Origin of the sequence: Kriegella aquimaris (assembly GCF_900103215.1) — a bacterium.
In the GTDB taxonomy this organism is placed as follows: Bacteria; Bacteroidota; Bacteroidia; order Flavobacteriales; family Flavobacteriaceae; genus Kriegella; species Kriegella aquimaris.
Map to the genome: position 1 here is coordinate 37,334 of NZ_FNGV01000001.1, position 26,132 is coordinate 63,465.

The 26,132-nt window shown below is 39.8% G+C and carries 17 protein-coding genes; 9 read left to right on the top strand and 8 right to left on the bottom strand.

Translation table 11 applies throughout. The annotated features are described in order from the left end of the window. Positions 1-8: 8 nt before the first annotated feature. Positions 9-857, bottom strand: coding sequence for an AraC family transcriptional regulator (locus BLS33_RS00180; RefSeq protein ID WP_089884082.1), 849 nt, complete (start codon positions 855-857; stop codon positions 9-11). Between the two features lie 139 nt (positions 858-996). On the opposite strand from BLS33_RS00180, the gene BLS33_RS00185 reads away from it, so the two are divergent. From BLS33_RS00185 to BLS33_RS00200, 4 genes are all read left to right on the top strand, one after another. Beyond that, positions 997-1,908, top strand: coding sequence for a dihydrodipicolinate synthase family protein (locus BLS33_RS00185; RefSeq protein WP_089884084.1), 912 nt, complete (start codon positions 997-999; stop codon positions 1,906-1,908). Between the two features lie 80 nt (positions 1,909-1,988). Then, entirely contained in the window at positions 1,989-3,467 is a 1,479-nt protein-coding gene (locus tag BLS33_RS00190) for a sodium:solute symporter family transporter (protein ID WP_143017546.1), read from the top strand. 56 nt (positions 3,468-3,523) lie between these two features. Further along, complete coding sequence (locus BLS33_RS00195) at positions 3,524-4,513, top strand: Gfo/Idh/MocA family protein (RefSeq protein ID WP_089884088.1); 990 nt, start codon at positions 3,524-3,526, stop codon at positions 4,511-4,513. Positions 4,514-4,579: 66 nt separating this feature from the next. Continuing rightward, a complete protein-coding gene (locus BLS33_RS00200) occupies positions 4,580-6,832 on the top strand; it encodes a ligand-binding sensor domain-containing protein (RefSeq protein ID WP_143017547.1) in 2,253 nt (750 codons plus the stop codon). 82 nt (positions 6,833-6,914) lie between these two features. Here the strand turns inward: BLS33_RS00200 and BLS33_RS00205 are convergent, their stop codons facing one another. After that, on the bottom strand, positions 6,915-8,894 hold the full coding sequence (locus tag BLS33_RS00205) for an FG-GAP-like repeat-containing protein (protein ID WP_089884092.1): 1,980 nt from the start codon (positions 8,892-8,894) through the stop codon (positions 6,915-6,917). 406 nt (positions 8,895-9,300) lie between these two features. Between BLS33_RS00205 and BLS33_RS00210 the strand changes: the two genes are divergently transcribed. Both BLS33_RS00210 and BLS33_RS00215 read left to right on the top strand, forming a co-directional pair. Next, positions 9,301-11,505: a hypothetical protein gene (locus tag BLS33_RS00210; RefSeq protein ID WP_089884094.1), complete on the top strand. Its 2,205-nt coding sequence runs from the start codon at positions 9,301-9,303 to the stop codon at positions 11,503-11,505. 104 nt (positions 11,506-11,609) lie between these two features. Beyond that, complete coding sequence (locus BLS33_RS00215; RefSeq protein WP_089884095.1) at positions 11,610-12,473, top strand: glycerophosphodiester phosphodiesterase family protein; 864 nt, start codon at positions 11,610-11,612, stop codon at positions 12,471-12,473. 112 nt (positions 12,474-12,585) lie between these two features. Here the strand turns inward: BLS33_RS00215 and recG are convergent, their stop codons facing one another. Beyond that, on the bottom strand, positions 12,586-14,691 hold the full coding sequence (gene recG / locus BLS33_RS00220) for an ATP-dependent DNA helicase RecG (protein ID WP_089884097.1): 2,106 nt from the start codon (positions 14,689-14,691) through the stop codon (positions 12,586-12,588). A gap of 80 nt (positions 14,692-14,771) precedes the next feature. Between recG and BLS33_RS00225 the strand changes: the two genes are divergently transcribed. Both BLS33_RS00225 and BLS33_RS00230 read left to right on the top strand, forming a co-directional pair. Beyond that, entirely contained in the window at positions 14,772-16,859 is a 2,088-nt protein-coding gene (locus BLS33_RS00225) for a M1 family metallopeptidase (protein WP_089884098.1), read from the top strand. A gap of 1 nt (position 16,860) precedes the next feature. Then, on the top strand, positions 16,861-17,769 hold the full coding sequence (locus BLS33_RS00230; RefSeq protein WP_089884100.1) for a patatin-like phospholipase family protein: 909 nt from the start codon (positions 16,861-16,863) through the stop codon (positions 17,767-17,769). Between the two features lie 73 nt (positions 17,770-17,842). On the opposite strand, the gene BLS33_RS00235 is transcribed toward BLS33_RS00230, so the two are convergent. Beyond that, on the bottom strand, positions 17,843-18,361 hold the full coding sequence (locus BLS33_RS00235; protein ID WP_089886106.1) for a DUF7935 family protein: 519 nt from the start codon (positions 18,359-18,361) through the stop codon (positions 17,843-17,845). A 244-nt stretch (positions 18,362-18,605) separates the two neighbouring features. Between BLS33_RS00235 and BLS33_RS00240 the strand changes: the two genes are divergently transcribed. Further along, entirely contained in the window at positions 18,606-21,659 is a 3,054-nt protein-coding gene (locus BLS33_RS00240) for a PVC-type heme-binding CxxCH protein (RefSeq protein WP_089884102.1), read from the top strand. Between the two features lie 68 nt (positions 21,660-21,727). Here the strand turns inward: BLS33_RS00240 and BLS33_RS00245 are convergent, their stop codons facing one another. From BLS33_RS00245 to BLS33_RS00260, 4 genes are all read right to left on the bottom strand, one after another. Beyond that, positions 21,728-22,498 carry a hypothetical protein gene (locus BLS33_RS00245; protein WP_089884105.1) on the bottom strand — a complete coding sequence of 257 codons (771 nt, stop codon included), beginning with the start codon at positions 22,496-22,498 and terminating at the stop codon, positions 21,728-21,730. Between the two features lie 31 nt (positions 22,499-22,529). Beyond that, on the bottom strand, positions 22,530-24,137 hold the full coding sequence (locus tag BLS33_RS00250; RefSeq protein WP_089884106.1) for an FMN-binding glutamate synthase family protein: 1,608 nt from the start codon (positions 24,135-24,137) through the stop codon (positions 22,530-22,532). A 74-nt stretch (positions 24,138-24,211) separates the two neighbouring features. After that, entirely contained in the window at positions 24,212-25,486 is a 1,275-nt protein-coding gene (locus tag BLS33_RS00255) for an amidohydrolase (protein ID WP_089884108.1), read from the bottom strand. An 8-nt stretch (positions 25,487-25,494) separates the two neighbouring features. Next, positions 25,495-25,992: a DsrE family protein gene (locus BLS33_RS00260; protein ID WP_245731224.1), complete on the bottom strand. Its 498-nt coding sequence runs from the start codon at positions 25,990-25,992 to the stop codon at positions 25,495-25,497. Positions 25,993-26,132 lie beyond the last annotated feature (140 nt).

The following is a 26,132-nucleotide window of genomic DNA, read 5'->3' on the forward strand; positions in this document are numbered from 1 at the left end:
GTATGCTGTTATCTGAAATTTTTACGGTAATCAGATGGGGTTTTCCCCATACTGGCCTTAAAATAATGGTTGAAGTTGGCCAGATTATTATAGCCACTCTCGAAACAAATCTGAGTAATTTGTTTATCGGTTTCGGCCAATAGTTTTGCGGCGATTCCTACCCGAACATTTTTTACGTATTCCATAAAGGTCAGGCCTGTTTTCTTTTTAAAGAATCGACAGAAAGAACTTGGGGCCATATTCAAGACGGAGGAGGCTTCTTCAAGCTTTATGCCTTCCTGTATATTTTGAAAAACATATTCGTAAATTTTATTGATTTTTTCAATATTCTTGGAGAAAACCGATGATTGGTGCATCGGGTTCGATAGCTTTTCGCGATCCTCGATTTTAATTAGATTATTGAAAATTTTCAATAATCCGATATAATATTCCAATCCTTGACTTTCTGACATTACGGTTAGAATATCCCGTATTTCAGTATCATTTTCAACTTTAAAGCGAATTCCCCTATTGGATTGTTTAAGTAAGGCTACCACTTTTTCAAGCTCTGGCATTTTAAAAAAATCGGAATTGATAATATTTTCCGAAAAGTGGGTTACGATACAAGTGGGTGGTTCATTGTTTTCGGCATCGAGCAGCTCCCAACAGTGGGGTAAATCGGGGCCTAAAAGAACTAAATCTCCTGTTTCAAAGCCGGAAATATTGTCTCCTACAATTCTTCGTCCCGTGCCAGAGGTAATATAATTTAATTCGAAATTTTTATGCGAATGTATTCTGGCATTCGAAGAGAGGGGCAATTTTCTTGATATAAAAGAGTGATTATTCGGAACAAATATTTTTTCAAAAACGAATTCCATGTTTTAGTATTTTAACTCTTATCGTCAATATTACGTAATAATTTTGATATACAGGGTAATATAACATAAGATTTAAATAATATTATTGTGGCGTATCGCTTTCATTTAAATTTACTTTGTAACCTACTAAAGAAAAATCATGAGTTTAGAATTAAAAGGAATTATCCCTCCAATGATTACACCACTGACCGAAAATGGTGAATTAGATGACAAAGGTTTGAGAAGACTTATAGAGCATTTGATCTCTGGAGGCGTACACGGTATTTTTTTATTGGGAACAAATGGGGAAGCCCCCAGTTTGACCTATGAACTTCGTAAAGAGCTTATAACAAAGGCATGTGAATATATAGCGGGTAGAGTACCTGTTCTTGTTGGCATAACAGATACTTCTTTTGAAGGATCGATAGCCATGGCCCAGCATTCAAAAACTGCAGGTGCCGACGCTGTAGTTATTGCGCCACCCTATTATTTTCCGATTTCACAAGACGAAATGGTAGATTACCTTGAGAGCTTGGTGCCTGAACTGCCCTTGCCTTTTATGATGTATAATATGCCGAGCTGTACAAAATTACATTTGTCGGTGGAAACCATTAAAAAAGCAAAGGAATTAGGTGCGATCGGTGTTAAAGACAGCTCTGGGGATATTGAGTACCTCTATTCCCTTATTGAGGCATTTAAGAACTCACCGGAATTTGCTATTATTGTGGGAACCGAAGCATATTTGCCCGAGACCATAAAACGTGGTGGCCATGGGGCAGTTGCTGGCGGTGCTAATTTCTTTCCGGCATTGTTTGTAGATCTTTATAACGCTTCGGTAAATAACGATGTCGTAAAAATTGAAGAATTGAGCCAAAAGGTGAAACAAATTTACGATACGATATATAGCGTTGGTAAATATGAATCAAGGTATACAAAAGGAACAAAATGTTCTTTGGCCGTGATGGGAATTTGTGAAGATTATATGGCACTTCCGTTACGGAAATTTGAAAATAAGCAACGCGAAGAAATCAAACAGTATATTGAGAAGTTCGACAAAATCAGTATGATATAATAATGTAAACCCCTTTTGACCGGAATGCGCGCTTTTTGGAAGCGCATTCTTGGTCTGAAGCCAAACCAAACCCATTCAAAATGAATTACCAACTCGGAGCAATTGATACGGCCATTCTAGTCGTCTACGGACTTATTATGATAGGAATGGGTGTTTATTTTTTAAGAAAGACCAAAACTTCTGAAGAGTTTATGGTGGCAGGTAGGGGCATTCCCGCTTGGGCGGCCGGTATCGCCGTTATGAGTGCCTACACAAGTAGTATCTCCTATATTGCTGTTCCGGGAAAAGCTTTCGATTCGAATTGGCATCCCTTGATATTTGCACTTACCGCGCTTCCGGTGACCTGGTTCGTAACCAAGTACGTAATTCCGCATTACCGTAAGCATAAGATTATTTCGGTATATAAATATCTGGAAGAAAAAATTGGGGATTGGGGTCGCGTATATGCGTCACTGTCCTTTGTTCTTTTTATGATAGGACGAACGGCGGTAATCTTATACCTCTCGTCATTGTTGTTAACTTCTTTTATCGATATCGATATTCAAATGTTGATCTTGATTATAGGTGTTTTGACCATTGCCTATACGCTGATGGGGGGAATGGAAGCGGTAATATGGACAGATGTTATGCAATCTGTAATTATGATTGGGGGGCTTGTCTTTAGTGCTTATATTTTGACGACAGAGGTCTTTTCAGAACCTGATTTTCTGATTCAAAAAGCATTCGATGCCGATAAGTTCAGTTTGGGCGACAGTTCATTTTCATTGAGTAGCCGTACCATTTGGGTCATGATTATTTATGGGATAACTGAAAATATAAGAAACTTAATGGCCGATCAAAACTATACGCAGAAGTATAGTTCGGTCGCCACAGAGAAGAAGGCAAAAAAATCGGTTTGGATTGCCATGCTTATCTACTTACCGTTGACCATTATATTCTTGTATATAGGTACGGCCATGTTTGCCTTTTATTCCGGCTCTGCCCATGTTTTGGATCCTTCCATTGTAAAGGGTGATGAAGTGTTCCCATTCTTTATAGCCACTGAATTACCAGTTGGGCTCAAAGGCTTAATTATAGCGGCCATTCTTGCAGCATCTATGAGTACCGTAGATTCTGCTTTGAATTCGTCTGCGACCGTATTGTATCTTGATTATTATAAAAAATATTTTAGACCTAATGCTACTGAGAAGAGCAGTATCAATTTCCTGCGCATAACTACTGTAGTTTGGGGCTTTCTCGGAATCCTTTTTAGCCTTTTATTGATCAATGCAGAAAGTGCCCTTGATATTTGGTGGCAAATTTCCGGAATATTTGGTGGTGGTATTTTGGGCTTGTTTTTATTGGCCATATTCAATGTGAAAATCAAACGGTCTCAAGGCATTATTTCGGTTATTTTTAGTATCCTCATAATTATTTGGGGAACATTTTTGAGAGAATTACCCGAGAATCTCAAATGGCTCGAGTGTACTTTAGACCCTATTATCGTAGGCGCCGTGGCCACTGCAGGTTTAATCATGTTGGCGTTGGTTTTTGTACTATTCAACAAGAACAAAAAGTAAAACACTTTAACTAAATATATAAGGTAGCCGAATTTTATAAGATTTATTAGAATAGCATGGGAAGAATTAAATGGGGCATATTGGGTACGGCGACGATAGCCATGGAACAGGTTGTTCCCGCAATGCTAAAAAGTGAATTTTGTGAAGTGGTGGGTATCGCTTCACGAGGTATTGCCAAAGCGGAGAAGGCTGCCAAGCAATTTCAAATCCCGAAGTTTTACGGTTCTTATGAAGACCTGCTCAATGACGGAGAAATCGATGCAGTGTACATTCCTTTGCCTAACCATTTGCATGTAGAATGGGCTCTCAAAGCTATGAAGGCGGGGAAACATGTTTTGGTGGAGAAACCGATAGCTTTGAGTAGTCGGCAAGCCCAGTACTTAAAGGAGGAAGCCGAAAAGTACCCGGATCTTAAAATTATGGAGGCTTTTATGTACAAATTTCATCCACAGTGGATAAAGGCTAAAGAACTCATCGATCAAGGAGCAATAGGGACATTAAAAACGATACAATCTTCCTTTTCTTTTTTTGACGACGACCCGAACAGTATTGTAAATAAAAAAGATTTTGGAGGTGGGAGTTTGATGGATATCGGATGTTATCCCATTTCAATTTCACGTTTTTTGTTCGATGCCGAACCTAAAAGCGTAATGGCGTCGATAACTTACGATGCAAAGACTGAAGTAGATATTCTAGCTTCCGGAATTCTCGAATTCGATCAAGGCAGTTCGACTTTCTTTAGTGCAATTCAATTGTTCGAAGGGCAACAGGTTCGGTTGTTTGGGACTACAGGAAGCATTGAATTCCAAATACCCTTTAATCCACCCGCTGATCAGGTTGTAAACCTATCTTTGGTCAAAGAGGAAGATGAAGAGGTGATATCATTTGATATCTGCGACCAGTACACCTTACAGGTCGATGCATTTTCAAAAACCATACTAAACAATACCACCGTACCTTTCGGTATCGATGACGCTGTCAAAAATATGATTGTTATCGAGAAACTTAGGGAAAGCCATGACTTGGGCAAGCGCATAAGTTTATAGGCTCTGGTAAGGTTTATATACCCTAGTTTACTCCGAAAGGACAAACTTAATCTAATACGCAGAGTTATGAGGGTAGTTTATCTTTTAGTGTCTTGTCATTTGCTATTTTCTTGTAATCAAGGTGCCAAAGAAACTAAGGCATTGGCAACCGAGTCTTCGGTTTATCAAGATGTACCCTTTGATCAAGAATACCACGAGGGCTTTTTGGTCAATGGAAATAGTCCTGACGCAAATAATATAAGAGCCATATGTGTAGGTACCGATACCAATATTTGGATTGCGACAAAAGCTGGTGTATATCGAAAAAAAGAAACTTCCAAAGATTGGCAACTAATGATAACCGGTGCGGACCAAGGTCCGGCCTATGATGTTGCTGTAGATTCTTCAGGAACCATATGGATGGCGACATGGAATGCCGTCTACGCCTATAAATCTGGAGAATTAGTAAAAATGGATGGGCCAAAACCGCCCATTGCAAAGATTGTTTGTGCCAAAGAGGGAGTCTATGCCTTAGGGCCACATGGCACTTGGCTGTATGCCGGGGATACATGGGAGAAAAAAAACTTTGATTCTGCCAGAAGTATACGTGCTGCCCTATCGGACGGAAGAGGGGGGCTGTTGATTGGGACAGATGTAGGACTCTACCACTGCAATGATAAAGAAACGAAGGTCTATCAAAAGAATAATGAACTCGTCAGCGCTTATGTAAAAGGGCTGGATTATGATAATCAGGGTCAATTATGGGTTGGGAGCATGGGGGGTATTGCAATTCGCGATACTACTCAAAAAATCGCGGAAAAGTTGCCCGAAGATGGTATACCGAATGCCAATATCAATGTGGTCAAAAAAGCGCCCAATGGCACCATGTGGGTCGGTACGAATTACGGCATTACGCGATTTAAACCAGGGGAAAAGGCATATTCCGTTCGCTTAGGTAGGCGGTGGTTGATGAATAATGAGGTAAGGGATATTGCTTTTGACAATAATGGAAATGCGTGGGTAGCCACCGCGAATGGAGTCAGCGCCATTAAGAATAAAGAAATGACGCTTAAATCCAAAGCAGATTTCTTTTATAAGAAATTGATACAGCGTCACGTTCGGGAACCCTGGATTGTAGGTAGATCCAAATTGACAATACCCGGAGATTCGACTTCTATTGTTCCTGAAGATGATGATAATGATGGGGAATATACGGCAATGTATTTGGCGATGGAATCGTTTCGATACGCGACAACAAAAAATCCTCAGGCAAAAGAAAGAGCTAAAAAAGCATTTGATTTTTTACACTATTTACGTGAAGTGACAGAAATTGATGGCTTTTTTGCACGAACGATAATACCGATTTCTTGGGAAGAGTCACACGATATGAACCGTACCTATACGGATCGGGAATTGGCCGAGGAACTGATTGAAAACCCACGGCAAAAGTCGGTAGAACAACGTTGGCATATTTCAAAGGATGGAAAATGGAAATGGAAAGGAGACACCAGCAGCGATGAACTTTGCGGCCATTTGTTCGGTTACTATTGCTATTATACGCTCGTAGCGGATAGCGAAGAAAAAAAGCGCGTAGCCAATCATTTCAGTAAAATCATGGATCATCTGATGGCGAATGACTTTAATTTGATAGGCGTTGATGGTAAACATACAAAATGGGGGGTATGGTCACCTCAAATGTTAAACCATGATCCGGAATGGGCTTCCGAAAAAGCGTTGAATTCCCTAGAACTACTCTCCTTTTTGAAATTTACATACCATATCACCCAAGACAAAAAATATCAGCACGAATATTTAAAATTGATAAATGAGGAAGGGTATCTTGAGAATGCCAAAATGCTGCACCATACCAACCCTGCGTGGGAAACATATTTCGACATTTATATGGCATTGTATATTTATCCTCCATTGATAACGTATGAAGATAATCCCCAAATTCAAAAGGAATATAAAGACCATATGGATCAATGGTTTGAAAAGAACAGGAAAACGAATAGTCCCCTAGTTAATTTTACCTATAATTATCTTTCGGGAGGTAGTGATGAACTTGATGCTTCCATTGCTTTTTTAAAGGATGCGCCCTTAGATTTAATCGATTGGCATATTGATAATGGCAAACGGGAGGATCTAAAAGTGGTCAGGGAACCTATTTTAGAGGAACTGCAAACAGCATTGCGACCTCCAAGTGAATCGCGTGCGGTACGTTGGGACAATAATATCTATGAGGCCGTAGTCGGTAACCCTTCACAAGAAAAGGAACCTGTGTATTGGCTTTTACCCTACTGGATGGGGCGCTACCTAAACTTGATAGAAACAGAATAAGCGGACATGTCCGCTTATTCGTTGTTTACTATTTTTTTAAATGGCTATCGGTAAGCCATAATGAAGACTTTTACCTTTTCAATCAATCATTTTTCCAGTAATAAAAATAACCGTCCTCGGCGCCAAGAAGCAAATCGGGTTTTCCTTCATTGTCCCAATTAACCAGTGTCGGGTTTGTAGTATGGCCCGCTAACTTTTTATCCGATAAATCACCCTTAAAATTAAAAGTTACCGTTTTTGACTCCGCATCTTCCCCCATGTTTTCAAGAAGTCCGGCGTTTATTCCATTAATCAATATATCAACATCCCCATCATTATCCCAATCGCCAAAGGCTAATTTTCTTCTTCCGCTGGAACCATATTTTTCGGCATTTAACCGCAACGGCCCGTTGATTGAATCTACCAACTTATTTTTGCGATCAAATGTACCATTGCCGGAACTAAAAATGCGTTGCCCCGGTCTTAGCATAAGTCCATTTTCGCTTTTATACCGTTCGTAATAACTTAAATAACCCTCCGTATCCAAAACTATCAAATCCGTCAAGCCATCTTTGTTCCAGTCTATGGCTGTAGGGGTGGTTCTCCATTGTGTAGCCAAGGTATTTGGTTTGGGATCCCACCAGTACCAGTCCGGTTTTGGCGTTTCGCCTTCCCATTGCACCTGAATTGGCTTTTCAGCAGCAAGTTTGGGGTTCCCTTTTGTGCCTATATTTTCGTACCAAACAACTTTTCCCCAGATGGAGTTTAGAATAATATCCTTCAAGCCATCGTTGTTCCAATCTTCTACTGATAAAGTGGTGTAACCCCATTTAGCCTCGCAGGGACCTTGAATGGAACCACTTTCGCCAGCTTGGATCCTGATTGTTTCATCATCGGCGGACAATAATTTTGGGGCGTCCCATTTTGGAGTATCCTTTCCGTCTAGGTTTTCAATAAATGAAATATATCCTGCGGAATTCCCACAGATAAGGTCTTCATCACCATCATCATCCCAATCGGTACTAAAAGGAGTGACCAGTGCACCGAATTTTACATGTTCCGCTTTTTGCTGAAAGTACTTTGGGTCGTTAAAAACGGGCATGCCATTCTTGGTTTTACCTGTATTTTCAACGAAAGCCACCCGACCATCTTCGTCACCGACAACCAAGTCGATGTCGCCATCCTTATCCCAGTCCAATGAAACGGGCAGGATCATTTCCAAATCCATGGCTATGGTTCCTTTGTCATTTTCCAAATATTTGCCTTTGGCATATTTTGGTTTTTCGCGTGTACCGATATTTTCGAACCACGTAAATTTATCCATGAATTCCCCACAAATAATGTCCAAGTCACCATCATTATCATAGTCGTCAAAGTTTGGGGTAGGGGCTCCGTAGACATCAATAGGTTCTCCACCTGCAAGAATCTTATCTTTTAATTCATAGATGCCGTTTACGTTTTCGATCAGATAAACGAAGCCATGAAGCGGTCCGTTGGTCCAAACCCCATTTTCATCAAAGGCATTGTCCCATCCGTAATCTTCGCCATCCTGAATTCCGACAATAATATCCAAATCGCCATCATTCTCATAATCGACATATTTCCATTGATTGAAGCGAATTTTATTATGCAATTTTCCAAAAGCATCTTCAGGGTATAGTGCTTCGGATGTACCGGCAAAAGTATTTTTAAAGTCTTTCAATTCTTCCCCAGGCCGCAAAAACCGGGGCTCGCCATCAACATACGATACTTGAATGTGTTTTACGGGATCATCGCTAACTTTAACGGCGGGAGCGAAAACCGGAAATGAATCACCGCTTGTGTTTTCGAAAAAGAAAATTCCGTTGAAAGGCACATCACTACAGGAAACCAGTAGATCATAATCGCCGTCATTGTCATAATCCATAGGTAGTGGCGAGGCCCATAACCCTACACCAAGATCTACGGTTAAATCAGGATTGTTATAGGGCAATCTTTCAAATCGGGCACTTGGGGCTTCCGCAAGGTTTGAAGGTTGTTTTTGTTCTTTGCACGAGCAAAACGCCAACAGGCCTGCCAGAAAAATACTTTTTGTTACATTCATAATACTTCAATTGTACGACTATTAATAAAAGACTTGAAGAATGTAAATCTAAATAATAAAGCACAATATCGTTCCATCATTTTTGATCATAATACATAGAATATTTGCATTTATTTAACTTGTTTAATACGTTTTCGCCAGTATAAATATCCCCTATAAGTACTTTTATTCAGTAAAATAAATATTTGAATAATTACTTTTAAAATTTTATAATAATTTTAAAATGTTGTTAAACAATGGTTTAGTGGTTATTTGTGATGGTTGTTCAAGACGCTTTTACCATAACTTAATCTATTGATTAGGAAGGATTAAGAAAGGTTAATATACTATATGTATTAATCAAGAATAGTGAAAGGAGTCCGTTGCGATAGATTTAATTTTATCGCCGACATAAATATCATGTATTATGAAAAATTTGCTATTAACTTTTTGCCTTATCATATCACTTACAGCAACCGCACAACGGTATTCTGATCAAGCGTATTTACAAGATCGAGCAGAGAAATTCGATTTAAATGAAGAAACACAGAACATAGCGCTATTGCAAATAGCCAGTGATCGAAATAAAGCCATTAAAATACTTTCCGAAAATGGGTTGCTGCATCCTTATGAAAAAAAAATAAGAAAAGATTTTGAGTATCGACCGCTTACCGATATGCATATTGTGGCCTTAAGTAGGTATCAAGAGCAATTCATATACTTAACAGACAAGGCAGTTCTGAGTAATGCTTGGGCCGGTAAGTTCTATATCGATCATGGTATACAAAACCCTAAAGGGATGGCCATTGGAGCCGACTTCTTGACCTTGGTGGCGGGAAACAGCGAATTGCGTGTATTTCAGAACGGACAAAAAATTTGGAATACTTCTGTAAACAATTTAAATCCGATAGCACTGGAATATGATAAAACTACCGGTCATTTTCTTATACTCACCGAAGATGCCCTTTACCAACTGGACTTGACGCTAAAAACAATGGAAAAGGTATATGACGGCTCTAACTTAACCGCCATGTGTTATTACAATGACGAGATTGTTTTGGGTACTAAAGACGGAATTCAATCTTTGAACCGTAAAACCTTTGCGTTGAACAAATCGAACCAAAAACTGCCTTGGACGGAAATTACTAGCCTGAAAAACATTCGTGGTGCTTTATGGTTTGGATCGACCAAGGGAGCCTTCAAGCTTCGCAGTGACGGAAAATATGATTACTATGCTTCAAAACGTTGGTTGGTAGATGATCACGTAGTTGATTTGGAAAAGGGTCCGGACGATACTGTTTTGGTCTTGACTAAAGAGGGTATGAGCAAGATTAATTTTGAGCCAATGACTTTGGCACAAAAGGCCGATTATTTTCAAGAAATTCAACGGTCTCGTCATATTCGATACGGTTTCACTACAGATTTGACCTTACAAACACCAGGAGACCTTTCTACGGGATATAATCACGATACCGATAATGATGGGCTCTGGACATCAATGTACCTAGCAGGTGAATTGTTTAGATATGCGGTGACAAAATCGGAAGATGCGAAACTAAATGCTTACGAAGCATTTGAAGCCATGGAAAGGTTGACAAGCCTTCCCGACCTAAAAGGGTTCCCGGCAAGGTCTTTTGAAAGGGATGGATATGAGATTGGTCTTCATGCCAACGGATTTTCAGGAGAATGGTACAAAAAACATGTGGAAGAAAACGGAAGAATTTGGCGTTTATCAGATGATGAAATTTGGCGTTGGAAATCGACTACGAGTAGTGATGAGTCATGCGGACACTTTTTTGTATATGCACTTTTTGCTGAATTGGCACCTGATAAAGCGTGGAGAGACAGGGCAATACATCAAATAAAAATAGAGATGGACCATATTATGGACAACAATTGGTATTTAGTCGATTGGAATGGAGAGCCTACCGCCTGGGGCAAATGGAATCCGAAGTACGTGAATAGTTTTCCTACCAACGTAGGAGATCGTCGATTGAATTCGACGCTTATCTTGTCTTTCTTGCAAACGGCATATCATTTTACAACAGACGAAAAATATAAAAAGGCAGCCGAAAAACTGATACGAAAATATGGATACGATGAGAATGCAAATCGGCCCGCTACAACAATCGGTTTTGTAGAGGGCGAGGATTTAAGTGACAAGTGGAATCATTCCGATGATGAAATGTATTTTTTAACGATGCCTGGTTTTGTTAATTATTCTTTTTCTGAGGAACAAAAAACGGCACATTTTAATACCGTAAAAAGTCACTGGGAAGTAGAACGATCTGAAAAGAACCCACTGTGGAATTATCTTTTTGCCCTTTCCGGAAGCAAAAATATCGATAGTGAAGAATCTGCCTGGTGGTTGCGCGAGTTTCCAATGGATCTTATCGATTGGAAAGTGGACAACAGTCATCGTAAAGACTTGACGAAAATAGAACCGAATTTCAGAAGCCAGACGTATTCGGAGGTTTTGCCCGGAGATGAACGAACGTTGCATTTGCATAATGGGGCCTACAGAAACAACGGTGGAAGTGATGGAAATCGCGAGTATGCTCCCTATATCTATCTATTGCCATATTGGGCCGGTAGGTATGTTGATGCAATAAGTGCACCTGTACCTAACTAAAAAGATGTCTGGTTAGAAGAACCTACTTATCTACAACAATCAGTTAAGAATATTTTATTAGGTATTGTATTACCGACAAAACACAATCTAAATAGTAACGAAGAATGAGATTTATAAAGCAAGTAGTCGCTCTAATCGTCCTTTTTGTAGGACTCGCATGTTCAAGTACCAAAACGGCAACGGATATTGCAACAACCCTGACCGAATTTAAAAACCCAGCTTCCAAAACTATTTTGGTTGCAGCGCACCGTGGCGCCCACATGGGAAATTTCGAAAACTCTATTGCTTCTTCCTTGCGTGCCATTGAATTGGGGGTTGATATTATCGAAGTTGATGTGAAAACAACAAAAGACGGTCACCTAGTATTAATGCACGATAGTTCTATCGATCGTACGACTACCGGAACAGGCAAAGTTGAAGACTTGACCTTGGCAGAAATAAGGACTTTCAAATTAAAGGCCCCTTACGGCAGAATAAGCGAGGAATCGGTACCCACTTTTGAAGAATTTTTAAAAGTGGTTAAAGGAAAAATAATGATCGATGTCGATATGAAAACCGATAATGTCAAAGGAATTTTAAAAGCAGTTCATGCACTAGGAATCCAGAAAGATGTGTTTTATTTCGATAATGACTACGACCAATTGGACCTGATCAAGCAATTGGATAAATCGGCACTGCTTATGCCTCGGGCCTATTCTTTAAAGATGGCCGATTCTGCCCTTGTAAAATTTGCACCACCCGTGGTACATATTGATTCAAAATTTAATACAAAAGAGGTTGGCGATTTGTTGAAAAAGAACAACGCCCGAATTTGGATCAATACATTGGGGGAAAAAGATGCACATATACGATATGGCAGTGGGGAAGAAATGCTTCAAGAGCTTATTAAACATGGTGCTAATATTATCCAGACCGATGAACCCGAAATGCTTTTGGAACTTTTACGCTATAAGGGGTTGCACAAATAAAAACTTGAATAGTACTTCTGGCGTAGCGTGTTTATTCCTATTGCTTTTTCACTTGAGGTGAATCTATATAACCTATTTTAAATCAATATTTTGGTAATTTATTTGAAGTTGCCTAACTGATATACGTCCAAATATTTTTATGTTTCACCAATTGTGCATAGGTATGTCTAATCACCAAATTTTCAGGTTTTTCCAAAGAAGGGTCAGCCTTTAATATTTGAAGCGCATGGTGCCGTGCCGTGTGTAAAATATCATTGTCTTTTATAATATCAGCAATTTTTAGATTTAGAACACCGCTTTGTTGCGTACCCATCAAATCACCCGGTCCCCGAAGCTTTAAGTCAACATCTGCAATCTCAAAGCCATCACCGGTGCGTACCATAGTCTCTAATCTTGTTTTGGCATCTGATGATAATTTATGTCCTGTCATTAAAATGCAATAGCTTTGTTCTGCCCCACGGCCAACACGCCCTCGTAATTGGTGTAGTTGCGATAATCCGAACCGTTCTGCGCTCTCGATGATCATAACCGATGCATTAGGTACGTTTACACCCACTTCGATGACCGTAGTTGCCACCATGATTTGCGTTTCACCTTTTACGAAGCGCTCCATTTCATAATCTTTATCCGCAGGTTTCATTTGACCATGAACTATCGAAATCTGATAGTTAGGTTGTGGAAAGTCGCGGACGATACTTTCGTAACCATCCATTAAATCTTTGTAATCCAAAGCTTCCGATTCTTGAATCAATGGGTACACCACATAGATTTGCCTACCTTTATTAATTTCATCCCTAATAAACCCAAAAACCTTTAGTCGATTCGAATCAAAACGATGTACCGTTTTTATCGATTTTCTGCCGGGAGGGAGCTCATCGATGACTGAAATATCCAAATCGCCATAGAGACTCATGGCCAAAGTCCGCGGAATAGGAGTGGCGGTCATAATCAAGATATGGGGTGGAATTTCATTCTTATGCCATAATTTTGAACGTTGGGCCACCCCGAAACGATGTTGCTCATCTACAACGGCCAACCCAAGATTTTTGTATTGGACTTTGTCTTCCAGAAGGGCGTGGGTGCCAACCAAAATGTGTAATTCACCATTTTCCAACTGTTCGTGTATAAGTCTGCGTGCCGATTTTTTTACGGACCCGGTCAAGAGCGCACAGTTTACGTTCATACCTTCAAGTAGTTCTTTGATACCATTGAAATGTTGGTTCGCTAAAATCTCTGTAGGAGCCATTAAACAGGCCTGAAAACCATTGCCAATGGCCAAAAGCATGGTCATCAACGCTACAATTGTTTTGCCCGATCCCACATCGCCCTGAAGCAACCGGTTCATTTGAGCATTGCTGCCTAAATCAGCCCTTATTTCTTTGATAACCCGCTTTTGTGCACCGGTAAGATCAAAAGGAAGTCGGTTACTATAAAAGTCGTTGAAGGGTTCGCCAATCTGGTCGAAGTTATAGCCCTTTATCTTTTGTTTATGTGATAGATTTTTAGAAATCAATTGCAGCTGAATATAGAACAGTTCCTCAAATTTTAAACGGAACTGCGCTTTGGCAAGCAATTCTTGGTTTTTCGGAAAATGAATATTAAACAGTGCTTCACTTTTTGAAATTAATTTTAATTCATGCAAGAGACTTGGCGATAAGGTTTCTGTGAACTGCCCCTTGGTTTCGATAAACAATTGCTGCATTAACTTATTGGTCACACGGTTGGTAATGCCTTTTGCAGCTAGTTTTTCAGTAGAAGGATAAATCGGTTGCATAGCAATTTTCAGACCTTTTTCATGCGTGGCAAGCAATTCCATTTCGGGGTGTGGCATAGAAAATTTACCACTGTACCAATTGCATTTTCCAAAGATGACATAAGGTGTGTTTAATTTCAGATTTTCGCGGATCCATTTTTGTCCCCGAAACCAAACAAGTTCCATTTCTCCCGAATCATCTGTAAAAGTGGCAACCAAACGTTTCCCTTTTTTCTGTTCTATGGTCTTGATATGAATAATTTTGCCCACGAGCTGAACCTCGGCACTACTTCGTTGCAGTTCCCGTATTTTATAGTAATGTGTCTTATCGAGATAACGGTTCGGAAACAAGTTTATCAAATCTTGATAGGTGCCAATACCCAATTCCGATTGCAGCGTTTCTGCCCTGTTCGGGCCGACGCCCTTGAGATAGGCAATGGGGGTTTGAAGGTAATTGGCGTTCATGCGACTAAAATAGGAGTTACCCCATACAACTGCAACAAACTAAAATGCTAAATTTGAACGACAAACCATTTTATTTGTAAATGAAATATTTCTGTAGCAGTTGTTTTTTCCTTTTTTACATATTTATATTTGGCCAGCAGCAGCCTAAAGTAGACTTCTTACATGCGGAGGTATCGATTGTTCCCCTACCTCAAGAAAAACAAATCAAAGGTCAGGTCACTTATGAATTTGATGCCCTAAGTGCGGTAGATTCCGTTTTTCTGGATGCAAAGAATATGCATTTTCAATCGGTGCGCCTCAATGGTAAAGAAGTGAAATTTTCCAATGATGGAAAAACAATATCCATTAAGAAATCATTTAAAAAAGGGAAGAAATATCGATTGCTATTGGATTATACGGTGAATCCGAAGCAAACCGTTTATTTTTTAGGTTGGGATGACTCTATTACTGGCAATGAACAAATATGGACACAAGGTCAAGGGAAGTATACCAGTTATTGGTTGCCCAGTTTTGACGATATGACCGAAAAAGTAGTGTTTGATGTGAGTATCACCTTTAGTAGGGATTACCAGGTCATTGCCAATGGGAAACTCATAAATACGGAAGACAATTCACTGAAAGATACTATGAGGGTCTGGTCTTACGACATGATTCAACCTATGAGCAGTTATTTATTGGCCTTTGCTATCGGTAACTATACCAAACAAGAGTTGACGGCTACAAGTGGTATTCCTATTTTAAATTATTATTATCCAAAAGATAGTGCAAAGGTTGAACCGACCTATAGATACACAAAACGCATTTTTGATTTCTTGGAAATGGAAATCGGAGTACCCTATCCATGGCAGAATTACAAACAGATTCCTGTAAGGGATTTTTTGTATTCAGGTATGGAGAACACAGGAGCGACTATCTTTTCAGATGGATTCGTAATCGATTCCACTGCCTTTGTAGACAAGAACTATATCAACGTCAACGCCCATGAACTAGCACATCAATGGTTCGGGGATTTGGTCACTGAAGTCGACGGCCATAGCCATTGGCTGCATGAAGGTTTTGCTACCTATTACGCCTATTTGGCCGCAAAGGAAATTTTTGGTGATGATTATTTCTATTGGAAATTATATGAAACGTTATTGGAGTTGCAGGCTTTGGTCGATAGGGGAGATGCCCAAAGTCTTAATGATCCGAAGGCGGGAAGTCTTATTTTTTATGAGAAGGGCGCATGGGCTCTATTTATGTTACGTTCCCAAATTGGGGATGCCGCTTTTAAAAACGGAATACGGAACTATTTGAACAAGTATAAGTTCAAAAATGTGACGATTGCCAATTTTCTTGAAGAAATGGAACGTTCTAGCGGTGAAAATTTGTCCGCGTTTGCGAACGATTGGATAAAAAACGTAGACATTCCTTTGGCGGCGGCAAAAAAGCGTTTAGCGGACGCCTCCACCTCTTTGAGTTTGCTTTTTGAAATGGAAAAGGACTTAAAAGTTTCAAAGGATACAGATTTTGACTTTTCAAACTATTGGAATCGTTCCAACTCTACTAAATTCAAAGAGCATTTAGTGATGAACTATCAAAAGCAACTTCCAGATGAAATCATAAATCAAGTGCTAAACTCGGAAGACATCCTTGTGAAAAAGGGGTTGGTTGCCACAGTTCAGGATATTAAGGTATACCCCAAAGCAAAAATTGAAGCTTTTCTCCATGAAAAAAGTTACCTTTTGATTGAAAATACCCTTGGTAAATTATGGATGGCTTATCCCGATGATCAAAAACGATATTTAGATGCCACTAAAGACATTACTGGACTACCCAACAAAAATGTACGATTGTTATGGTTGACCTTGGCCATATTGACCAATGATTATGAAGGTCGTAATACCCAACTGTATTTTGACGAATTGAGTGGCTTTACAAGTCCGGAATATTCATCAGAAATACGAAGGGGAGCATTTGAGTACCTTAAACAAGCCTTTGGGTTTACCGAAACCAACCTTTTGGATTTAATTCAAGCATCGACGCATTATTCATGGAGGTTCAAGAAATTTGCAAGGGATTTATTAGATGAATTATTAAAAGAAGAAGTGTATAAAGACCGTATTATCGCATTGACCGGGAAACTAAACCCTGAAGAAAAGCGTTATATTGACACCAAATTAAAATAGCATGAGAGCATTGGTCATTTCAGGTGGAGGAAGTAAGGGTGCTTTTGCAGGCGGCGTTGCGCAATACCTTATTCAGGAACTCAACCATAAATATGACATTTTCTTAGGCACTTCGACTGGAAGTCTGTTGATATCCCATTTAGCCCTCGGTAAAATTGAAAAAATTAAAGAGGTATACACTTCTGTAAACCAAGATAGTATTTTTAGTAATTGCCCGTTTGTCATTCAAAAAAAGCACGGGGTCGACAATATTGCCATCAACCATTGGAATGTATTTAAAAATTTCTATCATGGCAGTAAGACTTTTGGGGAGAGCCATAATTTACTAAAACTAATTAAAAATACCCTGACGTTCGATGAGTTCGAAGTGCTAAAAAAAAGCCATAAGGATATTGCTGCTGCGGTATCGAATTTGTCACTCAATCATGTGGAGTATAAATCGATTAATGATTTTACGTACGAGGAATTTTGCGAGTGGATATGGATTTCATGTAATTATACTCCATTTATGTCTTTAGTAAAAAAGAACGGCTGTGAATATGCAGATGGCGGGTTGGGCACTATGGTACCAATAGAGGAGGCTATTAAAAGGGGCGCGACCGAAGTAGATGCCATTATTTTACAGACCGAAATCACACATTTCAATCGTATGCCTTCGAAAAACGCATTTTCACTGTTGACAACCATGTTCAGTTATATGCTTGATAGAATCGAACAACAAAATATTCGAATCGGAAAGTATGTGGCAAAACATAATAATGCCATCATCAATTTTTATTATACCCCGACGGTATTAACAACAAATTCGTTGATTTTCAATAAGGAAAAAATGACGGCTTGGTGGGAGAGTGGTTATAATTTCGCAAAGTATAAGAATACGGAATTAAATCAAATAGATCCCGAAATCTAAAGGAATTTTGAATTGAAGTATAAAACTGGAATGAACAGAAACGAGTATTGTAATGTTCGCTTAATCGAGGCAACTACCAAAGTTCCCCGATTTCTTTCTTAACAAAAGCTAGTGCAGTGGCCGAAGGTGATGACTTATCCATTGTTTCGGTCAAAACATCTTCCCTAAGTTTATCTGCCGAGTCGGTTTCACTCATTCCGGCTTTTCGAATCATTTGTATCGTGGCACTCTTTGCTGCCTTAATAACGTTCCAACATTCATCCGATAAATAAATCTGCTGTGAAAGGTTATGCTCGAACTCATTTTCGATGGTTTTTATCAGCAATTGTTCGTAAGCACCCTTGTCAGAAGTTTTGGGGGCTACCCGAACCACAAGACTTGGTATAGATATCCGTTCTAAAAATAAGGCCATGCGTTCATAGGCTTGAAGGCGAATGGGCAACGTACTTTGTTGTGTATCCTTATGAAGAAGAAATCGTCGTCGACCCTCTTCATTGTTTGTGTGCAATCTAAAAAAATAGAAGGCTATAACCCCAGTGATTATGGTTGGTATTGTATAAGCGAATAGTTGTAAAATTCCTTCTCCTGTCATTTTTGATGGTTTGATTATTGGTTTAGAACGACCCATTTTTAAAAAAAGTATTCGATTCTTAAGAATGAAATTAAAATGATATTAACATTCGCTACAGCAAAGGGTTAATAAAGTGGTCTAAGTAAAACAAACGATTGACCAGATTCAGAAGAAATATCTGCCGTCTTGAATACGATACCCAAGACATGCCATTTTTCCCTACTTTTAGAATCAAAATACAACAAACCTTTAATTTAAACCAACCATGCGTACAATTTTCAAATTGCAAACACTTCTGTTTTCGTGTTTATCAATTTTAGTTCTAAACTCATGTAAACAGGAAAAGAAAGACTCCGAAATTGATTATTCTTCTTTTTCGGAACAAGACAAACGTAAACCTGAAAATGCCCTTGCCTCAATGGATATAGCAGAGGGGTTACAACTTGAATTATTTGCTTCCGAGCCCATGGTAGTAAATCCTACGAATATGGCTATTGATGCCAGAGGACGAATTTGGGTCTGTGAAGGAAGAAATTACCGCCTTTTTGCGAATCCTGACAATACATATGACGATAAAGGAGACCGTATATTGATTTTAGAAGATACCGATGGGGATGGCGTGGCCGACAGCTCTAAAGTCTTCTATCAGGGCAAAGACGTCAATTCTGCTTTGGGTATTGCCGTACTGGGTAACAGAATAATCGTCTCGGTAAGTCCAAATGTATTCGTATTTACCGATGAGAATGGAGACGATGTGCCCGATTCAAAAGAAATTCTTTTTACAGGAATTGAAGGTGTCGACCATGATCATGGTGTTCATGCCTTTGTATTCGGTCCAGATGGCAGATTATACTTTAATTTCGGGAATAATGGAAGACAGCTAAAGGATAAAGCTGGAAACATCATTAAAGATATTCACGGAAGAGAGATTAGTAATACGGGCAACCCCTTTCGAGAAGGTATGGCGTTTCGTACCAATTGGGATGGGTCTCAAGTGGAGGTTTTAGGAAACAATTTCAGAAATCCTTTTGAATTGACAATAGATTCGTACGGAGGTCTATGGCAATCAGACAATGATGACGATGGCAATCGAGGGGTTCGAATCAACTTTTTAATGGAAAATGGCAGTTACGGTTTTAAAGATATGTTGACGGGACAAAACTGGCGAGAAAGAAGAACAGGCTGGCATGATGAAATACCAAAACGACATTGGCATTTGAACGACCCGGGCACCGTTCCAAATCTGTTGCAGACCGGTTCGGGATCTCCTTGTGGCATTATCATATATGAAGATAAACTGCTGCCTGAAATATATCAAAACCAATTAATTCATGCCGAACCGGGACACAATGTGGTGCGTAGTTACATAGTCTCAGAAAAGGGAGCCGGTTATGAGGCAAGGATTCAAAACTTGGTAAAAAGCCAAGATGATTGGTTTCGACCTGATGATGTAACTGTAGCACCTGATGGGTCGCTTTTTATTTCTGATTGGTATGATGGGGGAGTAGGTGGCCATAAGGCCGAGGATATTTCACGAGGAAGAATATACCATTTGTCCACCAAAAAGGGCTATCAACCCGTGAGATATGATTTTAACACTGGAGAAGGGGCCGCAGAAGGACTTTTATCCGATAATATGGATGTCTTTTACCAATCGTGGCAAAAACTCAATGCCATGGGAGAAAACAGTGAACCGATTTTAAAGCAATTGATAGCCAAAGGTGGTACTTCAAAAGCACGGGCGCTGTGGTTGGGCGTGAATATATCTGCAAAAGCCGATGTGTATATGGATATGGCGTTATTAGATGGAGATAGTAAATTTAGAGCTCAAGGCGTACGGATGGCAAAATTTGCGGCTGACGGTGCTTCACTGGAGGGTTATCTTGAAAAGGTAGTAAATGACCCTTCACCCCAGGTACGGCGCGAAGTTGCCATTGCGCTTGCGTATTTGGGTACACCCAAGGCAGCGCAGCTTTGGGCAATTTTGGCGGAACAGCATGAGGCCGGTGACCGCTGGTACTTGGAAGCCTTAGGCATTGGTTCGGATCAATACCCTGATCTTTATTTTAATGCATGGAAGAACAGAATCGGTAATGATTGGATAGATGCCAAAGGGAAAGACATTGTTTGGCGTGTTCGGGCCTCTGAAACGGTGCCTATGTTGGCAGAGATAATCAAAAACGAAAACGTTTCAGATGAAAGGTTGCCTTCTTATTTTAGAGCATTCAGTTTTAAAGAGCATCCTAAAAAGAATGCGATTCTCATGAACTGTTTGACGACGGAGCATCCGATCGGCAAAAAATTGAAAGCATTGGCGGTTGGGCAGTTGGATAAAGATTTTGTAAATAATTCCAGAAAGAATACCCAAGTGGTTAAAAATATTCTACCGCAAATCGAGGGAACACCGGAATGGTTGATGACCATTCAGAATTTAAAGCTTAAAGACCAGAATCAGGCTTTGTTTCGAGTTTTATCTAAAAGTAACATAGATATAGACCTTAGAAAGGAAGCGGCCGATGTGCTGTTCGATTTTGGGGGTAAATCGTTGGTTCAAGACTATCTTCAATCAGAAGTGCCAGAATCTAACAAGATGCAACTACTTGGGTTGCTCGGAAGCATTAGAAGTACCGATGCCGTCGATATATTAACAGAAAGTCTTTTTAGTAAAAATCTCTCACTTCCCCTAAAGCGCAATATCGTTGAGGGTCTTGGAAATACCTATGAAGGGCAACATAAATTGTATGATTTTCTAAAAGCGGATCAATTGGATAATGCCTATAAAAAAACGGCGGTCTTAAAATTAATGAGTAGTCGAGATAGCCTTATTCGCAATAGTGCGCCCAACTTTTTAGACGAAGATTCAGTTGGCGACCTCGATATTAATGCTTTGGTCGAGCGTACAGGGAACTCGGATAAAGGAAAAGAGATTTATAGTATGTATTGCAGTGCCTGTCATGTAGCTGGCGAAAGTGGAATAGAATTCGGACCATCACTTTCTGATATTGGAAACAAGTTGTCGAAGAACTTTTTGTATTCCAATATTATCGACCCTAGTGCAGGAATTAGTTTTGGCTATGAAGGTTATACCCTAGCAATGAAGGATGGTAAAACGTATACCGGCTATATTCTGAGCAGAACAGAAGATGAACTTACCTTGAAAATGATGGGAGGAACTCAAATTACTGTAAATTTAAATGATATTGATAAATTAACGGCCATGGAAAAATCGTTAATGACCGAAGGCTTGCACAAGGTTATGAATGAGGAAGAAATGGTCGATTTGGTTGCGTATTTGGGAACGTTGAAAACCGAAGGATAGCATAAAATATCAGCGGTATTTAGTTTAAATATCCTTTATAGCCCATATCAGGCTATAAAGGATATTTTTTAGTGGTTGTTTTTCATATTCTCACGAACGGTCAAATAGAATTTTTCAAATTGCGGATGTAACCGGAAGTTGATTCCTTCCGTAAAATTGCCGTCTTTGCTGACAGCGGTAATTCTTTCAGGTGCAATCGAAAATTGTTTTTGAAGAATGCCCCCCAAGGCTGCCGCTTGTCTAATGGCTAAATCCAGTTCGCCCGTCATACTCAGTCCCTCGATCATGATACTTATATTAGGATTGAGCGATAAAATATTCGCTATTTTCCCCAAGAGGTCGTTGGCTGCTTCCGATACATCCGATTTGGCACCATCGCCAAAAAGAGTTGTAAGCTTTTCCGAAATTACCACCGCTCCTTGATTTACTGAAATTTTGGCGTTCTCACCAAGGGTTTGCTTGGCATTGGTCAAAATAACGACTGCAGTCGAATCATTACGGGCAATCTCATCTTTGATGATTTTTAGTTGGGCTTCTTTTTCCTTGAGACTCTCAAGGGTATTCCCAATGCTCGAAGATCTTTTGTTCGAAGCTTCGGTGAACATTTTTAAATTTTGCAAAAGCAATGTGTTGGCATCACGCAATTCTGAAAGTTGCGATTCAGCGGCTTCCATTCGGGCAAGACTGGCCTTTTCGCTCCTTTGAGTACTGAGTAGCTCATTTTGAATGGAGTCACGGTAGGTTTTTATACTTTCAATTTCTGCTATAAGATCACTTTTCCGCTGCGCATGAATAAAAAGCGGGACAGCTAAAAGGATAAAAAGAATAGTTTTTTTCATAAGGGACAAATTTTATAATAGACTATTTTATTTAATTTTTGACAAAACTAACATTTTCATCCACAACGTTGGTCGAATCGAGATGTTGTTTTCCACCTAAATGTTTACAATCACTTAGTCTTTGCATACCCTCAAAGGGTACTTTTACTTTGTTATAACCATAAGTAGAGGCCAAAGATTTGTTCAGATCGTTGTCATCAACATTCACTTGAATATCATCCATCGTGTATTGACAAGGGTGTTCATAACCAGAAGCATGGGTGATTTCTAAAAACTCCTTTCTAAAAGTTTGGAAATATTGGGCAAGACGATCCGACTTTATAGGTACGTTGATTCCGTTTTGTAACCATTTGCTTTGAGTGGCCACACCCGACGGACATCGGTTGGTATGGCAAACCTGGGCCTGTATGCACCCGATGCTCATCATCGCCTCACGCGCTACATTGATACAATCGGCGCCCATAGCAAAGGCCATGGCGGCTTTTGCGGGAAACCCTAATTTACCACTTCCTATAAATACAATTCTTTCGGTCAATTCTCTTTTCTGAAAAACCTTGTATAGACTTGAAAAACCATAGACCCATGGTAAGGAAACGTGGTCGGCAAATGATGGGGGTGCGGCTCCGGTACCGCCTTCTCCACCATCAACGGTAATGAAATCAGGTCCCTTGTTCGATTTAACCATTAGGTCTGCCAGTTGTTCCCACTGGTCTAACTTGCCTATGGCCCCTTTGATACCTACGGGAAGTCCCGTGGTCTCCGCAATATCCTCTATAAGTTGCAGTAACTCTTCGATACTATTAAAAGCTGAATGTGTCGAAGGTGAAAGCACATCTTTTCCAATCGGGACACCGCGTATTTCGGCAATTTCACGTGTAATTTTAGCAGCGGGCAACACCCCACCTTTTCCTGGTTTAGCACCTTGTGACAATTTAATTTCGATTGCTTTGATGCACGGGTTATTTTCGGTCAAACTTTTTAATTTGTCTAGCGAAAAATTTCCCTCTGCCCCACGTACACCAAAATATCCGGTTCCAAAATGGAAAATAACGTCTCCACCCTGTTTATGATAGGGAGAAAGCCCCCCTTCACCTGTATTGTGGTACGCACTTGATTTTTTCACACCTTTATTCAAGGCTTCTATTGCAGCTGCCGATAACGAGCCAAAGCTCATTGCAGAAACATTAATAACCGATGCAGGTCGAAAGGGCTTCTTCCTTTTATTATAGGCGCCCATAATCTTGGCACAGGGGAGGAAGGTTTTATCCTTGGCATTAGGATGGTCATCAGGCACTTTGTAGGCCATCATCTGATTTTTGACGAAAATATGCTGATGGGCATAAATATCCCTGTCCGTTCCAAATCCTTCGTAATTATTTTCTTTTTTTGCAGAGGCATATATCCAGCTACGTTCAATACGGTTGAATGGGAGTTCTTCTCGATTATTGGATACAAAATACTGTCGCATTTCAGGGCCAATACTTTCCAAAGCGTATCGCAGGTGTCCGACAATAGGGAAATTATGTGAAATGGTATGTTTTCGTTGAAAAAAGATATCGCGAATTGCGACAAAAACCAGCACAAGAAGTATCCAGGCCCACCACGGAATATTTTTAATAAAATCTAATAATTGTTCCATAAAGTATATATTACGCCCATCCACATACTTTTGGATGATATTGCATGTACATCAACAACTGTTGGCGTCCTTTTTTATTGTTTTAGATAGTTCAAACTCATCTCGGTCAAGGTTTTGACGCCCAACAACATTCCGCTTTCATCAATTATAAAATCAGGGGTGTGATGGGGGTAGGGGGTTGTGTTTTCTGGAGTCATACCACCCAAATAGAAAAAGAAACCTGGGATTTCTCTCTGAAAATAGGAAAAATCTTCCCCACCCGTGGATGCCTTTCGAAGTTGAACGTTCTCCGACCCTGCCACTTTTTGCATAATTGGCAGCATTTGTTCTACCAAATCAGGGTCATTATAGGTAATGTCGGTATTGCTCTTGATTTCAATTGTCGCATGTCCGCCATAGGCTTTCGCAATATCCGGAACCATTTCTTGCATTCGATTGGTAATCAATTTTTGCATGTCGTAATCTAAAGTACGGATGGTACCTATCATTTGGGCACTTTCGGGAATGATATTGAACCGAACCCCACTTGTGATTTTACCGACACTGATGACTGCCGCTTCATTGGTAAGATCGGTTTCCCTACTGATAATTGTTTGTATTCCGTCAATAATCTTCGCACTTATAAGAATGGGATCGATGCCTCCCCAAGGTTGTGAACCGTGTGTCTGTTTTCCTTTAACATCAATGACAAAACGCTGTACGGCGGCCATCATTCCACCGGACTTGTAGCGTATGACGCCAACCGGAATGCCAGAATTGATGTGCAGCCCGAAAATGGCATCGACATCAGGATTTTTTAGTACGCCTTCTTTTATCATAAGCAGGGCACCGCCTTCCTCTCCCGGCGGCGGACCTTCTTCCGCAGGTTGAAAAATGAATTTTATTGTGCCTTTAATTTTATCCTTGTTTTTGGCCAGTATTTCCGCCACACCCATCAGAATGGCAATATGCGTATCGTGCCCACAAGCATGCATCACACCTACCTTTTCTCCTAAAAATTCAGAAGTTACGGCTGATTTAAAAGGCAGATCGCTACGTTCGGTAACGGGCAAAGCATCCATGTCAGCACGAAGGGCAATGACCTTCCCGGGTTTATTTCCTTTTAAAATACCCACAACACCCGTGTGTGCTACCTTAGTCTGAACTTCAATACCCAAATCGGTAAGGTGATTTGCAATTATTTCCGAAGTTTTAAATTCCCGATTACTCAGCTCAGGATGCTCATGGAAATACCGGCGCCATTCAATTACCTTACTTTCAATAGCTGTGTATTCCTTTTCTAGATTTTGCCCTTGGGTTTGAAGAGTACATCCTAAAAGAAACGCTGCCAAAATCACCAATGTTCTCATGTGTCTATTTAAAATTTAATCAATCTGTAGTTATCGTCCTGTAGTTGTATCAAAGCAGTCATAGCGGAAAGAGACAGTTGTACGCCTTTTATTAAATCTTCTTTTAAAAAGCCCTCAGAGGAAAAAGTTTGTCCGCAAAAAATAATTTCGACTCCTGCACTCATTAAATCATTCAATAATTTTTCATTCGGATTTTCTACTCCGCATTTAGCCATATAGGCTTCAGACAAAAGAAGGTCTTTGGCAGCTTTGCCATGTACTACCAATGCAACTTTCAATTGCTCCAAGGGTACACCGTTTTGTGCATGCATGTTCAGAAACCTTGCAGCAGTCCCTATACTTGCGTTTAGTTGTGAGTTATTATTGGGGGAGTACGAGATATCAAAAACGGCTTTATAAGTTTTGGCGGTATTTACCTTAAAATCTAGATTGTCTACTTTCCATACGCTGCCATAGTCTGCTATAATAGGACCACTTTGTTTGGTTTGTGCAAAACTGTGTGCCATTAGCCCCAAACATATTAGCGTTATAAAATTCGATTTCAAAGTAGTTTGGTACATACATTTGGTTATTTAGAAGCTAAATATATTCAAAATAGGTGCAATGACAATTTCATTGTTCATAAATCTAAATGAGATGATTTCTA

What these genes read in the sequence shown, in the direction of transcription:
- BLS33_RS00225 (WP_089884098.1), top strand. Translation starts at nt 14,772, where the DNA reads ATGAAATATTTCTGTAGCAGTTGTTTTTTCCTTTTTTACATATTTATA.
- BLS33_RS00240 (WP_089884102.1), top strand. Translation starts at nt 18,606, where the DNA reads ATGCGTACAATTTTCAAATTGCAAACACTTCTGTTTTCGTGTTTATCA.
- BLS33_RS00235 (WP_089886106.1), bottom strand. Translation starts at nt 18,361, where the DNA reads ATGACAGGAGAAGGAATTTTACAACTATTCGCTTATACAATACCAACC.
- recG (WP_089884097.1), bottom strand. Translation starts at nt 14,691, where the DNA reads ATGAACGCCAATTACCTTCAAACCCCCATTGCCTATCTCAAGGGCGTC.
- BLS33_RS00210 (WP_089884094.1), top strand. Translation starts at nt 9,301, where the DNA reads ATGAAAAATTTGCTATTAACTTTTTGCCTTATCATATCACTTACAGCA.
- BLS33_RS00205 (WP_089884092.1), bottom strand. Translation starts at nt 8,894, where the DNA reads ATGAATGTAACAAAAAGTATTTTTCTGGCAGGCCTGTTGGCGTTTTGC.
- BLS33_RS00230 (WP_089884100.1), top strand. Translation starts at nt 16,861, where the DNA reads ATGAGAGCATTGGTCATTTCAGGTGGAGGAAGTAAGGGTGCTTTTGCA.
- BLS33_RS00180 (WP_089884082.1), bottom strand. Translation starts at nt 857, where the DNA reads ATGGAATTCGTTTTTGAAAAAATATTTGTTCCGAATAATCACTCTTTT.
- BLS33_RS00245 (WP_089884105.1), bottom strand. Translation starts at nt 22,498, where the DNA reads ATGAAAAAAACTATTCTTTTTATCCTTTTAGCTGTCCCGCTTTTTATT.
- BLS33_RS00195 (WP_089884088.1), top strand. Translation starts at nt 3,524, where the DNA reads ATGGGAAGAATTAAATGGGGCATATTGGGTACGGCGACGATAGCCATG.
- BLS33_RS00255 (WP_089884108.1), bottom strand. Translation starts at nt 25,486, where the DNA reads ATGAGAACATTGGTGATTTTGGCAGCGTTTCTTTTAGGATGTACTCTT.
- BLS33_RS00200 (WP_143017547.1), top strand. Translation starts at nt 4,580, where the DNA reads ATGAGGGTAGTTTATCTTTTAGTGTCTTGTCATTTGCTATTTTCTTGT.
- BLS33_RS00250 (WP_089884106.1), bottom strand. Translation starts at nt 24,137, where the DNA reads ATGGAACAATTATTAGATTTTATTAAAAATATTCCGTGGTGGGCCTGG.
- BLS33_RS00215 (WP_089884095.1), top strand. Translation starts at nt 11,610, where the DNA reads ATGAGATTTATAAAGCAAGTAGTCGCTCTAATCGTCCTTTTTGTAGGA.
- BLS33_RS00185 (WP_089884084.1), top strand. Translation starts at nt 997, where the DNA reads ATGAGTTTAGAATTAAAAGGAATTATCCCTCCAATGATTACACCACTG.
- BLS33_RS00260 (WP_245731224.1), bottom strand. Translation starts at nt 25,992, where the DNA reads ATGGCACACAGTTTTGCACAAACCAAACAAAGTGGTCCTATTATAGCA.
- BLS33_RS00190 (WP_143017546.1), top strand. Translation starts at nt 1,989, where the DNA reads ATGAATTACCAACTCGGAGCAATTGATACGGCCATTCTAGTCGTCTAC.